This is a genomic window from Ruegeria sp. SAZD011 (assembly GCF_059612545.1).
In genome coordinates, this window is sequence record NZ_JBXWQU010000029.1 from 18,016 (window position 1) to 31,600 (window position 13,585).

A 13,585-nucleotide genomic window follows, 5' to 3' on the forward strand; every position below is an offset into this window, starting at 1 on the left:
GAGCCTGCGTCAGCGCGCAGGCCCTGTCCAGCATTCATGGCAGCGCGCGGGCGATTTCGGTGATCACGTCAAAGGCCATCATCACATCGGCCTCGGTGGTTTCGAACTGGCCGGCCTGGAACCGGATCACCAGTGCGCCATCGACCCGGGTCTGGGTCAGATAGATGCGCCCGTCATCGTTGATCGCGTTGACCAGCCGCTGGTTCAATTCGTCCGGATCGACCCCGTCCCGCAGATAGCGAAAGGTCCAGAGCGACCACATCGGCGGTGTCACGATCTCGAAATCCGGCTGGGCGGCAAGCCGGTCATGCAATGCGCCCGACCAGGCGATATGGTTGCGCAGCCTCTGGCGCAGCCCTTCCATCCCAAAGCTGCGCATCAGGAACCACAGTTTCAGCGCCCGGAACCGGCGGCCCAGCGGCACCGACCATTCGGAATAGTTGATGATGCCGTCGCGCCCGTGGGTCTTGAGATACTCGGGCTGGATCGCCAGCGTGCGCACCAGCTCGTCGGGGTTCTTCAGGAAATGCGCCGAACAATCAAACTGAACACCCAGCCATTTATGCGGGTTGAACACGATACTGTCCGCGCGCGCGATGCCGGGCCAGTAATGGCGGAATTCGGGGCAGATCATCGCCGACCCGGCCCAGGCCGCGTCCACATGGGTGTAGAGACCGTATCTCTCGGCCACGTCCAGACAGCGATCCACCGGGTCGGTGGCCCCCGTACCGGTGCCACCCACGCACAGGATCAGGCCCGCGGGGTGCCGCCCCGCCGCGAGATCGGCCTTGATCGCGGCCTCCAGCGCGTCGGGGTCCATGCCACGCCAGTCGCCCTTGATCGGCACACGCACCAGATTGTCCTGCCCGATCCCGGCCACCCAGATGGCGCGGTCGACCGAGGTATGAACCTCGGACGAGCAATAGACCCGCAGCGATTTCTGGCCGAACAGCCCCTGCTGGTTCCCCTGCCAGTCCAGCGCCTTTTCCCTGAGCGTCAACACCGCCGCCAGCGTCGCCGACGAGGCGCTGTCCTGGATCACCCCGGCAAAGCCTTCGGGCAGGTCCAGCGCTTGGCGCAGCCAGTCCATCATACGCGTTTCCATCTCGGTCGCGGCGGGCGAGGTCTGCCACAACATGCATTGCGGCGCTATGGCCGAGGCCAGGAATTCGGCCAGCACCGAGGGGGCGGACGCGTTCGAGTTGAAATAGGCGAAAAAGCGCGGATGCTGCCAATGGGTGATGCCCGGCATCACGATATCCTCGAAATCGCGAAAGATATCCTCCATCGCTTCGGGCGCCTCGGGCGGCGTTTCGGGCAAAGCGTTCAGGATCGCGCCCGGTTCGGTCCGGGCGCGCACCGGGCGGTCGCCCACGGTCAGGTGATAATCTTGCGTCCAGTCGGCAACCCGGCGGCCCCAATCGGCGAATTCTTCCCACTTCATCTGTCGTATCCTCGTCTGCCGTCAGGGGGCGATGATCGGTTGCGCCTTGAGGGCGCTCGGTACCGGTTCAGTGCCTTCGAAGGTCGAGCCTTCCTCGAACCAGCTTTTCGGGGCGGGTGCCCCCCACAGAGTTTGGCGCTGCGGGTCGGTCAGCGACCAGCGGATCGGTTCCAGATCCGGATCGACGGTCTGATAGTCCGAGCAATAGATCTCGATCCGGTGCCCGTCGGGGTCGCGGACATACAGAAAGAAGGCGTTCGAGATCCCGTGCCGCCCCGGCCCGCGCTCGATATTGGCGACATAGCCGCTGGTGCTCATCAGATCGAGCAGGTCGATGATGTTGAGCGGGGTCGGCACCCAGAAGGCGGTGTGATGCAGGCGGGGACCCAGTCCGTTGGTAAAGGCCACGTCATGCACGCCGCCCTTGCGATGCATCCAAGCGGCCCAGAGACGGCCGCTTTCGTCATCTTCTGTGTACTCGGTGACGCGAAACCCCATCTCGCCATAAAAGGCCACGCTGGCATCCACATCGGCCGAGAACATGTTGAAATGATCGATCCTGAGCGGCTTCACCCCGTTATAGAGCCGGTAGTTCTGATGGATCGGTGGCAGTCGGTCCATCCGCACATAGAATTCCAGCGGAATGCCCCAAGGGTCGCGGGTGCGCAAAGTGCGGCCCATATGGGGCCGCTCGACCCAGGCGGTGGGCAAAGATTTTTCGGCGAAAAATCTTTCGGCCCGCTCCAGATCGGGTTCGTCATAAAGCTTGAAGCCCAGCACGCCTACATCCGCCGCATCGGCCTGAACCAGAACGATGCAGTGATGCCCGCGTTCTTCCATCGCGCGCAGATAGAGCCGCCCCTCTTCCTCCTGGGTGACCTGAAGGCCCAGGATGTCGACGTAGAAGGCTCGGCTGGCCGCCAGGTCCCGCACCCGGTATTCCACATGGCTGAGCCGCACGATGTTGAAGGGCGGGTAGAGATTTGGCGCGGGGACGGGCATTTCTTTCTCCTGATTGTCGGCGAGGGTGGCGACTGGTTTTTTATTAACATGTGAAATTAATCTGGATTTGTCAAACCTGCCTCTCTTGCGGGACGCGGGTAATCCTTCGTTGCGGGACGGAACGATTTCGGCGAAATTAGCCTATGAGTTCCGATTTGCCCAAAACATCCAGATCCTTACCCATCGCCCTGTTGCGCGCGCGTGAACGGGTTATGCGCCCGGTGCGGGCCATTCTGATGGATGTGGGTATCACCGAACAGCAATGGCGGGTCCTGCGCGTCCTCGAAGAAGAGGGGCCACAGGATCCGACCCGAATCGCCGACGGTGCCTGTCTACTGCTGCCCAGCCTGACCCGGATTCTGCAGAAGCTGGAAGAAAAGCAACTGATCTCGCGGCAGCCCGACCCGGATGACGGGCGCAAGCAGGTCGTCAGCATTACGCAGGCTGGTACCCAGATCATTCGCGACAATCTCGGCGCCAGCCAAGCCGTGTTCGAAGCCATCCAGGCGCAGATGGGGGCAGACAGATACGAGATGCTGCTCGATCTGTTGAACGAACTGCATCTCGACAAAACCGATTGATTGCAAAGTCATAGACCCAAGAGGGTCCCTGCCGGAGAGGAGGGGGTTCTCTCCGGCAGGGTGGCCAGGCCAGGTGTAGCTGCGCCGCCTGACCCTTCCAGCAGCCCCAGACGTGTTTGGTTACCGTCCGTAGCGCTGGTCACCGGAACGCGCGCGAGTTGGTAGGGGCAACTCATTGCAGTGCTGTGCGGGACTAGGGGGTTCAGCCCGACAGCGACGCGTTCCGAAGGCTTGAAGCCTCTAAGTAAATTTCTCTTCGTTCCCAGAAAGTCCTGCAATCTCTGGTGGTGCAATATGAATTGTAGCGCGTTGTGCGTCAATCGCAAGGATTGCGCAAGTTTATGCCGATGCAATCCGAAGTTGCGGGCGAAATGTCGCGTACCGGGGCGTTGCAGGGCGGTTAGATGCGGGAGTTGCCAGAACGGTCGCATCACCTAAGATGGCCAAGGGCATCGAGGGGGACATTGATGAGCGAACGGCTCGGGACGCTTGAAGAGCTACCGCAGGATTATCGCGATCAGATGGTGGCGGCGGGTGTCGCGCCGCTTTGGCCGATGATGCGCAATGTGTTGCCCCATGGGGCGCCGCAGCCGATGACCCGGGTGGGGCATTGGTCTTTTCCTGCGGTGCGGCCGCTTCTGCTGCGTGCCGGTGAACTGACTCCTGTGGAGAAGGCAGAGCGCCGGGTGCTTGTCCTCTCGGATCCAGGGCGTGGTTCGGGCGCGATGCAGGCGACCGCGACCATTTATCTGGGGCTGCAACTGCTGCTGCCAGGGGAGTCCGCGCCCGCGCATCGCCACACCCCGTCAGCGGTACGGATCGTGGTCGAGGGGCAGGGCGGCTATACGGTCGTGGATGGTGAGCGCCTGCCGATGGAGCCGGGCGATCTGGTGCTGACACCGGGCGGGGAATGGCACGACCACGGCCATGACGGGGACGAGCCGGTGATCTGGCTCGACGCGCTCGATTTGCCGCTGTTTGTGCAGCTTGAAGGGTCTTATGCGATCGAAGGTGATTTGCAGGCGCAGCGCAACCGCCCCGATGCCAGCCAGGTCGAGTACAGTGCTGCCGGGCTGGCGCCATCCCGGCGACCTGGACGCGGCACTCGGCGCTACCCGATGATGCGCTATCCTTGGGCCGCGACCGAGGCGGCGCTGCGCCAGATGGCGGCCTTTGGCGAGGGGATTGCCGAGCTGGACTATATCAACCCCGAAACGGGCGAGGATGTGCTGCCCGCGCTCGGCTTCACCGCGATGATGCTGAAGGCGGACCAGGTCGAAGCGCCGCCGCTGCGCTCTTGCTCTTCGGCCTTTCACGTGATCGCTGGTTCCGGGCGCAGCGAGATTGACGGGCAAGTCATCGAATGGGGTCCAAAGGATACCTTCACCGCCCCGGTCTTTGCCCGCATTCGGCACGAGGCAGAGAGCGAGGCATTTCTGGTCCGCATCCACGACCGGCCGCTGCAAGAGAAACTTGGTTACTACGAGGAACGCGCCAGATGAGCGACAGCCTGTTCACCCTTACCCCGATCCCCGGCATTCCGGTCCGTGGCGAAAGCGGCACATATCCGATCGGGCGCATTTTCTGCGTTGGTCGCAACTATGCCGCCCATGCCGCCGAGATGGGCAACGAAGTGGACCGTGAGGCGCCGTTCTATTTCACCAAATCGCCGGCCAATGCGATCCTGACCGGGGCCACCGTTCCTTATCCGCCAGGCACCGAGAATTTTCATTACGAGATGGAACTGGCCTTTGCCATCGGCAAGCCGGTGTTCCGCGCCAGCCGGGCCGAGGCCTGGGATGCCGTCTATGCCTATAGTTGCGCGCTCGACATGACCCGGCGCGACCAGCAGATTCGCGAGCGGGACAAGAAACGCCCCTGGGACCTGGGCAAGGATGTCGAGAACGCGGCGGTCTTTGCGCCCCTGACCCGGGTGGCCGACTGGTCGCCGCACGACAACACGCGCATTCATCTTGAGGTGAATGGTGTGATCAAACAGGATGCCACCCTGTCCGAGTTGATCTGGAAGATCGACGAGATCGTCAGTCATCTGTCGGGCTATTACCATCTGCGCCCGGGTGATCTGGTGATGACGGGCACACCTGCCGGGGTCGGCCCGGTCGTCGCCGGGGATGTGATCACCGGCGGTATCGACGGGCTGGACCCCATCGCGCTGACGCTTGGCCCGGCGGAATAACCCATGACTGCCGAGACCATTCCAACCAATGGCTTGGGCAGCGGCGGGCTGGCTGCGGAACCTGGCCTCTCTTCGACGGAGCCGGCTGAAGCACTTCGGTCTGTTAGCGACGATGATTGCCATCACCCGATTGGCGCCAATGCCGAGCTGCGCAATAGAATGATGAGCGCCATGGCGGCGCAAGAGTGCTACGATTCGATGAGTTGGTGTTACGGCGGTTCCGGTCTGGCCGGTACCATACGAGGGGAGATGTAAGCAATATATTGCAAACATATCTGATTTGCGCATTATATTGCTTAGAGAGGGTCAAAGGGAGGATATCATGACCTATCGCAGAAAGATTCTGGGCCTGATCGGCGGCGCCGCGGTGGCGGCTCTGGCGACCGGGTTCGGCGCCGGCACCGCGCTGGCGCAAGAGGTGACGCTGAAACTGCACCAGTTCCTGCCGGCACAGGCCAATGTGCCGAAACTGGTTCTGGACGTCTGGGCCGACGGCGTCGAAAAGGACTCGGGCGGCCGTATCAAGGTCGAGCGTTATCCCTCGATGCAGCTGGGCGGCAAGCCGCCGGAACTGATGGATCAGGCGATCGACGGCGTGGCCGATGTGGTCTGGACCGTGGTCGGCTATACGCCGGGCCGCTTCCCCTCGACCGAGGTGTTCGAACTGCCCTTCATGATGACCAACGCGCGTGCGGTCAGCCATGCGTATTGGGAAATGTTCGAAAAGCACATGAAGGACGACGAGTTCAAGGACGTGCATATCCTGGGCACCTGGGTGCACGGGCCGGGCATGATCCATACCGCCGATCCGGTGGAAACCCCGGCCGATTTGCAAGGGATGAAAATCCGCGGCGGCTCGCGCTCGGTCAACTCGCTGCTGACCAAGTTGGGGGCTACCCCCGTCGGTATGCCGGTGCCCGCGGTGCCCGAGGGGCTGAGCAAGGGCGTGATCGACGGCACCACCATCCCGTGGGAGGTGACGACGGCCCTCAAGGTGCCGGAACTGGTCGAGAACCATACCGAGTTCGAGGGCCGCGCGCTGTACACGCTGACCTTCGTGCTGGCGATGAACAAGGCCAAGTATGACAGTCTGCCCGACGATCTGAAGGCGGCGGTCGATAAGAATTCGGGCCTCGAATTCTCGGTCTTTGCCGGTGGGACACAGGCCGATTCCGATGGTCCGGCGCGTCAGGTGGCCGAGGATCTGGGCAACAACATCATCACCATCGATGCCGCAGGGGTCGCGGAATGGCGTGCCCTGGCCCAGCCCATTTATGACGAATGGCTGGCTGACATGGAATCCAAGGGCAAGGATGGCAAGGCGCTTCTCGAAGAGGCGCAGATGCTGATCGAGAAGTATACGCCGCAATACTCCAACTGATCCGGCAACTGCCAACGGATACGGCGCGCTCTGCGCCGTATCCGCCACGTGGCCCGAAACCGACCGAGGACCGATGCATAAACTGATGACGGGGTTGGCCAGAACGTTGGCCATCATCGGCGGGATCGTGCTGAGCCTTCTGATCCTGCTGACCTGCACCTCTATCCTGGGCCGTTTGCTGAACGGCTTCTTCCACGGTGACTTCATGCAATCTGTTGCCCCCGGTCTGGCCGATTGGGCCATCGGAATCGGCATCGGCCCGGTGAACGGCGATTTCGAACTGGTCGAGGCCGGAGTGGCCTTTGCCATCTTCTGCTTTCTGCCGCTCTGCCAGATCACTGCCGGGCATGCGTCGGTCGATATTCTGGCCAACTCGTTCAGCCGCCGGGTGAACCGCATCCTGCGGATGTTGACCGAATTGACCTTTGCCGCCGTACTCATCCTGATCGCGTGGAAACTGTTCGACGGCATGATGAGCAAACGCGCCTATGCCGAGACCACCTTTCTGCTGCAATTTCCCATCTGGTGGGCCTATGCACTCAGCTTTGTCGCGGCCTTCGCGGCGGCGCTGGTGGGAATCTATATGGGCGCGGTGCGCACCTATGAATGCTTTACCGGCCGTATCCTGGTCTGGGACGGGGTGGAGGCGACACAGTGAGCGCGCTTGAAATCGGTATTGCCTCGTTTCCTGCCCTGATGGTGCTGATCTTTCTCAGGGTGCCCATCGGTCTGGCCATGTTCCTGGTCGGGCTTTTGGGGCTGGTGCTGGTCACCGACGGCACCCAGGTCGCCTTTGCCCGGCTCAAGAACGAAACCTATACGACCTTTTCCAGCTATTCGCTGACCATCGTGCCAATGTTCCTGCTGATGGGGCATTTCGCGACGCTGGGCGGCATGTCGACCGCATTGTTCAAGGCTGCCGAGGGTTGGCTGGGCCATCGCAAGGGTGGCATCGCCATGGCCTCGATCGGGGCCTGCGCCGGTTTTGGTGCCATCTGCGGCTCGTCTCTGGCGACGGCGGCAACCATGGGCCGCGTCGCCCTGCCGGAACTGCGCCAATACGGCTATGCGGGCGGGTTTTCCACCGCGACGCTGGCGGCGGGCGGTACGCTGGGTATCCTGATCCCGCCCTCGGTGGTGCTGGTGATCTATGCGATCCTCACCGAACAGAATATCGCCAAGCTGTTCCTGGCCGCCTTCATCCCCGGCATCATGGCGGCGTTGGGCTATGTCATCGCCATCTCGGTCTATGTGCGGCTTTACCCCGACAGCGCCGGTACGCGCCCGCCGGTCCCCTATGCCGAACGGTTCGCAGCCCTGTTGCAGGTCTGGCCGGTGCTTCTGGTCTTTGGTCTGGTTGTAGGCGGCATCTATCTGGGTTGGTTCACCCCGACCGAAGGCGCCGCCGTGGGCGCGCTGGGCACGGGCGTGATTGCCTGGCTGAATGGTGGGCTGACCCGCGCCAGCCTCTCTGAGAGTTTTCTGGTCACGGCGCGTTCTACCGCGATGATCTTCTTCATCGTGCTCGGCGCCGCCTTCTACAACGGGTTCCTTGCCCTGACCCAGGTGCCACAGGAGCTGTCGAATTTCGTCGTTGCCCAGGGCTACAGCCCCTGGGTGGTGCTGGCGCTGATCCTCACCTTCTACCTTGTGTTCGGTTGTCTGATGGACAGCCTCAGCATGATCCTTTTGACGATCCCGATCTTCTTTCCGGTGATCTCGGCGATGGATTTCGATCTGGTGTCGCTGGCCGCGATGCAGGCTGATGCAGCAATGGAGGTGCTGAAGGCAGGCGTGCCCGAAGCGATGAGCGCCGAGACGCTGGCGGGCATCAAGGACGCCATTGCCAGCGGAGCCGAACTGACCCGCGAGCAGATGAAAGAGCTGGGTATCCGCGTGACGCGCGGCATGGCCAACCGGGCAGAGGCCGAACATGTGGCGATCTGGTTCGGCATTCTCGTGCTGATCGTGGTCGAGGTCGGGCTGATCACACCACCGGTGGGGATGAACCTGTTCATCATCAACGCGATGGACCGGACCACCCGCATGGCCGACACCTACAAGGCGGTGATGTTCTTTGTCGGTTCGGACATCGTGCGCGTGATCATTCTGGTCGCGTTCCCCGCGATCACGCTGTTTCTGCTGCCGGGATAGGCGCCACCGCCGCCCGGTCCGATGACCCGGTTCCCGGCGACCGCCGGGCAGGATGGCTTTGGGAGGAGAGCATGACGCGATACCTGGACCATGAGGTAGATGCCGAGCTGCGTGGGGATGGCACCATCCTGCTGCGCTCGGCCCATGCACCGGTAACCCCTACTGCGCGCACCACCGACTGGTTGCACCGCTGGGCAACCCAGACCCCGGACGCGGTGTTTCTGGCCGAACGCAGTGGAGGCGGATGGCGCGAGCAATCCTACGCCGAAACCCTGGGCAGGGTCCGGGCGCTGGCCACCGGGCTGCTGGCGCGTGGGCTGGTGCCGGGTGACCGTATCCTTGTCGTCTCGGGCAACAGCGTCGATCACGGTACACTGGCGCTGGCGGCGCAATATGTGGGGCTGGTGATCGTACCAGTTGCCGAGCAATACGCCCTGATCCCCGGCGCGCTGAAACAGCTGCACTATATTCTTGGCCTGATCGACCCGGCCATGGTCTATGCCGAGGACGGCGCGCAATTCGCCGCCGCTCTGGCGATGGAGGAGATGGCGGACCGCCGCATCGTCGTCGGGCGCAATCCCGCGTCGGGCATGACCCTGCTGGCAGAGCTGGAGCGCGAGAGCGGCGATATCTCGGCCGCTGCCGCTGCGGTCGGTCCCGACACGGTGGCCAAGATACTGATGACCTCTGGCTCGACCTCGCACCCCAAGGGAGTGCTGACCTCCCAACAGATGCTCTGCGCCAACCAGGCGCAATATGCCCGCGCCCTGCCATTCCTGACCGAACGTCCGCCCCGGCTGGTGGATTGGCTGCCATGGAACCATGTCTTTGGCGGGTCCAACAACTTCAACCAGATGCTGGCCTTTGGTGGCGCGCTCTATATCGACGGGGGCAAACCCGCCCCGGCGCTGATCGGCAAGACGTTCGAGAACAATCGCCTGATGAACGGCACCATCGCCTATAACGTGCCGGTGGGCTTTGCCCAGTTGCGTGACGAGATGCATCGCGACCCCGAGTTGAAGCACCATTTCTTCGCCGATCTGGACATGTTGTTCTATGCCGGGGCCTCGCTGTCGGCGGATGTCTGGCGCGACCTCAGCGAGATGGCCGCCGAGGTGCGTGATACCCAACCGCTGATCACTACCTGCTGGGGCATGACCGAGACCGCGCCGGCCTGCATTTTCCAGCACGTGCCCGCCAATCTGCCGGGTATCATCGGTGTGCCGCTGACCGGGGTGACCGCCAAACTGGTGCCGGCGGACGGTGGCCGGTACGAACTGCGTGTCGCGGGCCCCAATGTCTTTGCCGGATATTTTCGCGACCCCGAAAAGACCGCCGCCGCCTTTGATGACGAGGGGTATTTCTGCACTGGCGATGCGGTGGCGATGGTCGATGCGGATGACCTGTCGCAAGGGCTGCGGTTCGAGGGTCGTCTGGCCGAGGATTACAAGCTGGCAACCGGCATCTGGGTACGCGCCTCAGCGCTCCGGCTCGAGGTTCTGGCCGCGCTGGCGCCGCTGGCCGCCGATGTGGTTCTGACCGGCGAAGGTGAGGCCGAGATCGGCCTGCTGATCCTGCCCGCGCCCACCCTTGTCCAAGGGCTGGAGGCACGGGAGGGCGTTCTGCACCCCGGCCCGATGCGCGACGAAATCGCCGCGCGCCTGTCACGGTTGAATGTCGATCGCGGCAGTTCCGCCCGTATCGCGCGGGCGGTGATTCTTTCAGACCCGCCGTCGATGGCAGAGGGTGAAGTCACAGCCAAGGGTAATCTCAACTTCCGCAAAATGCTGGAAAGACGAGAAGAAATCGTGTCGCGCCTGTATGGGGACGATGAAGATGAAAGAATTATTGTGCATTAAGTTGCATAAATTTGCGACCCGATTTAGCAATATCTTGCATAAGTGGCTTTGGGGTGCATGATGGTGCCGCCGGAGAGAGGCGCGCGCGGGAGTGGGAGAGGAGGCCCGCCCGCGCGCTGCCCCGGCCATCACCGGGAGGAGGCAGAATGAGCGCAAACGCCGCGCATTACTTTGTAGATCGCCATGTCGAAGAAGGGCGCGGCGCGCGTCCCGCCTTTCGCGAAGCCGCCGGCGCTCGGCGCAGGCAGAGCTATGGCGAGCTGGCCCGCGACAGCGGTGCGGTTGCGGGTGCGCTCGCCCGTGCGGGCATCCCGCGCGAGGCGCGCGCGGCGATGCTGGTGCTGGACCAGCTGGAGTTTCCAGCCCTGTTCTGGGGTTGCCTCAAGGCGGGCGTGGTGCCGGTGCCGCTGAACACTTTGCTTGCCACCTCGGTTTATGATGTGATCCTGAACGACAGCCGCGCCTCGATCCTCTTTGTCTCGGAAGAGCTCTGGCCGGTGGTGCAGCCTGCAGCGCTGGCCTCGCCGCATCTGACCCGGATCGTGGTGATCGGCGCCGCGCCCGACGGCACCCAGAGCTATGCTGATTTCGTGCAGGGTGCCGATATCCTGCCTGCGGTCGAAACCTCGCCCGACGACGTGGCCTTTTGGCTCTATTCCTCGGGCTCCACCGGACAGCCCAAGGGGGTGCGGCATGTACATGCCAGCCTCAAGGCCACCGCCGACAGCTATGGCGCGCAGGTGCTGGGGATCGAACCGGATGACCTGGTGTTCTCGGCGGCCAAGCTGTTCTTTGCCTATGGGTTGGGGAATAGCATGACCTTTCCCATGTCGGTCGGGGCCGAGACCATCCTGTTCAACGGGCGCCCGACGCCGGATGGTGTGCGCGATATCATCGCCGCCGAGCGGCCAACCGTGTTCTGCGGGGTGCCGACGCTGTATGCCGCGATGGTTGCGATGCTCGACCGCGAGGGCGTGCCGGATGTAACGCTGCGCCGCTGCATCTCGGCAGGCGAGGCGCTGCCGGAAGAGATTGGCCGCTCTTGGCACCGGCAATGGGGGGTCGACATTCTGGACGGCGTCGGCTCGACCGAGATGCTCCATATCTTTCTGTCGAACGCGCCGGGCGACGTGGTCTATGGCACCTCTGGCCGTGCCGTGCCGGGATACGAGGTGCGGCTGGTCGATGAGAGTGGCGCCGATGTCGGACCCGGCGGGTTGGGAGAGCTTCTGGTGCGCGGCGCTTCGGCGGCGGACGGGTATTGGAACAAGCGCGACAAGAGCCGCGCCACCTTCGAGGGGGAATGGACCCGCACGGGTGACAAATACGAGCTGACGTCCGATGGCCGCTATGTCTATTGCGGGCGCACTGACGACATGTTCAAGGTCTCGGGCATCTGGCTGTCGCCGTTCGAGGTGGAGCAGGCGCTGGTCGCGCATCCCGCCGTTCTCGAAGCGGCGGTGGTGGCCGCGCGCGACGCTGACGGGTTGGAGAAACCCAAGGCCTTCATCGTGCTCAAGACGGCAGAGACCGAAGGGCTGGCCGACACGCTGCGCGATTTCGTCAAGGAGAAGGTGGGCAAGTGGAAATATCCCCGCTGGATCGAATTCGTCGAGGATTTGCCCAAGACCGCCACCGGCAAGATCCAGCGGTTCAAACTGCGCGAGGGAGGCTGAGCGATGGAGTGGAGTACAAATCCCGCCGACAAGCTACACATTGATGGCGTGGCATTGGAATATGCCTGTCACGGCCCGGTGCCCGGTGACGCGCCGACCCTTGTGCTGCTGCACGAGGGGCTGGGTTGCGTGGCGATGTGGCGGGATTTTCCCGCGCAGCTTGCCGCGCGCACCGGGCTGGGGGTGCTGGTCTATTCGCGTCAGGGCTATGGTGGTTCAGACCCGATTACCCGGCCCCGGCCGCTGGATTTCCAGACCCGCGAGGCGCTGGAGGTGCTGCCCGCCCTGCTGGATGCCGCCGGTATCCGGCAGGCGATCCTGCTTGGCCATTCCGACGGCGCTACCATCGCCGCGATCCATACCGGCAGTGTGGCTGGTCACCGGATACGCGGCGTGATCCTCGAGGCGCCGCATTTCTTTACCGAACCGGGCGGGCTGGCCTCGATCACAGAGGCGCGCGCGGCCTATGAAAGTGGCGATCTGAAACAGAAACTGGCGCGCTATCACGCCGATCCCGATGGTGCTTTTCTGGGCTGGAACGATGCCTGGCTGGACCCCGGTTTCGCCACCTGGAACGTGGCCGAGGTGATCGACTATATCCGGGTGCCGATCCTGGCCATTCAGGGGCGGCAGGACCAGTATGGCACGCTGGCCCAGATCGAAGAGATCGAGAACCGCGCCTATTGCCCGGTGGATACGCTGATCCTCGACTGTCGGCACGAACCGCATCGCGAATGCGCCGACCAGGTTTTGGACGAAGTCGCCGATTTTTGCGCAAGGCTGCTCCGTATCGAGACAGCCGATGTCGTCCCGGCCTGAGCGATGATACTGCCGCCTCTCTCGGCCCCCTATGTGCCCGGGATGACCGCGCGGCCGCCCGAAGGTCTTTTCGAGGCCCTGCACCAGAGCGTTCCCCGCCGGATGCCACCCGAGGATTTGACGACTTGCCCTGCTTGGGCCGCAGGCTGGACGTTGTTCGATCTGGGTTACTTCTGGGAGGCGCATGAGGTTTGGGAGCCGGTCTGGATGGCGCTGCCTCCCAACGGCGCTGCCCGTCACACGGTTCAGGCGGCCATTCAGTTGGCCAATGCGGCGCTGAAACTGCGCATGAGTCGACAGGGCGCGGCCCGGCGTCTTTGTGCCTTGGCGCGCGAGGCCGCAGCGCGGGCCGGTGGATCAGGGATGCTTGAGACATGGGAGGTTTCGTTCTGCGACCGCATCGCCAAGATTGAGGCGCGATTCGAGAGATATGCAATATAATACATTATCCCGATTGATATCGGAGATATTC

General features: G+C 63.1%; 12 protein-coding genes. 10 read left to right on the forward strand and 2 right to left on the reverse strand.

Annotated features, from left to right (window positions below; genetic code table 11):
- Positions 1–34: 34 nt before the first annotated feature.
- Together AC2FLM_RS15225 and hpaD are read right to left on the reverse strand one after the other, a co-directional pair.
- Positions 35–1,444 (reverse strand): pyridoxal phosphate-dependent decarboxylase family protein, encoded by a 1,410-nt coding sequence (locus AC2FLM_RS15225; RefSeq protein WP_496859012.1) that lies wholly within the window; start codon positions 1,442–1,444, stop codon positions 35–37.
- A gap of 21 nt (positions 1,445–1,465) precedes the next feature.
- Complete coding sequence (gene hpaD / locus AC2FLM_RS15230; protein ID WP_496859013.1) at positions 1,466–2,446, reverse strand: 3,4-dihydroxyphenylacetate 2,3-dioxygenase; 981 nt, start codon at positions 2,444–2,446, stop codon at positions 1,466–1,468.
- Between the two features lie 143 nt (positions 2,447–2,589).
- On the opposite strand from hpaD, the gene hpaR reads away from it, so the two are divergent.
- From hpaR to AC2FLM_RS15280, 10 genes are all read left to right on the forward strand, one after another.
- Positions 2,590–3,027, forward strand: a complete 438-nt coding sequence (hpaR, locus tag AC2FLM_RS15235) for a homoprotocatechuate degradation operon regulator HpaR (protein WP_234142314.1) — start codon at positions 2,590–2,592, stop codon at positions 3,025–3,027.
- Between the two features lie 467 nt (positions 3,028–3,494).
- A complete protein-coding gene (locus AC2FLM_RS15240) occupies positions 3,495–4,529 on the forward strand; it encodes a cupin domain-containing protein (protein ID WP_496859014.1) in 1,035 nt (344 codons plus the stop codon).
- Positions 4,526–5,224 (forward strand): fumarylacetoacetate hydrolase family protein, encoded by a 699-nt coding sequence (locus AC2FLM_RS15245; protein WP_234219836.1) that lies wholly within the window; start codon positions 4,526–4,528, stop codon positions 5,222–5,224. The genes AC2FLM_RS15240 and AC2FLM_RS15245 overlap by 4 nt, the downstream gene beginning before the upstream one ends.
- 322 nt (positions 5,225–5,546) lie before the next feature.
- Entirely contained in the window at positions 5,547–6,605 is a 1,059-nt protein-coding gene (locus tag AC2FLM_RS15250; protein ID WP_496859015.1) for a TRAP transporter substrate-binding protein, read from the forward strand.
- A gap of 73 nt (positions 6,606–6,678) precedes the next feature.
- The gene (locus tag AC2FLM_RS15255) at positions 6,679–7,263 is read left to right on the forward strand and encodes a TRAP transporter small permease (RefSeq protein ID WP_496859016.1); all 585 of its coding nucleotides are present in this window, start codon (positions 6,679–6,681) and stop codon (positions 7,261–7,263) included.
- Positions 7,260–8,759: a TRAP transporter large permease gene (locus AC2FLM_RS15260; RefSeq protein WP_496859017.1), complete on the forward strand. Its 1,500-nt coding sequence runs from the start codon at positions 7,260–7,262 to the stop codon at positions 8,757–8,759. The genes AC2FLM_RS15255 and AC2FLM_RS15260 overlap by 4 nt, the downstream gene beginning before the upstream one ends.
- A 71-nt stretch (positions 8,760–8,830) precedes the next feature.
- On the forward strand, positions 8,831–10,618 hold the full coding sequence (locus AC2FLM_RS15265) for a feruloyl-CoA synthase (RefSeq protein ID WP_496859018.1): 1,788 nt from the start codon (positions 8,831–8,833) through the stop codon (positions 10,616–10,618).
- Between the two features lie 146 nt (positions 10,619–10,764).
- Complete coding sequence (locus tag AC2FLM_RS15270; RefSeq protein ID WP_496859019.1) at positions 10,765–12,294, forward strand: benzoate-CoA ligase family protein; 1,530 nt, start codon at positions 10,765–10,767, stop codon at positions 12,292–12,294.
- Between the two features lie 3 nt (positions 12,295–12,297).
- Positions 12,298–13,113, forward strand: coding sequence for an alpha/beta fold hydrolase (locus AC2FLM_RS15275; protein ID WP_496859020.1), 816 nt, complete (start codon positions 12,298–12,300; stop codon positions 13,111–13,113).
- Between the two features lie 3 nt (positions 13,114–13,116).
- Positions 13,117–13,554 carry a DUF309 domain-containing protein gene (locus AC2FLM_RS15280; RefSeq protein WP_496859021.1) on the forward strand — a complete coding sequence of 146 codons (438 nt, stop codon included), beginning with the start codon at positions 13,117–13,119 and terminating at the stop codon, positions 13,552–13,554.
- Positions 13,555–13,585: the final 31 nt, after the last annotated feature.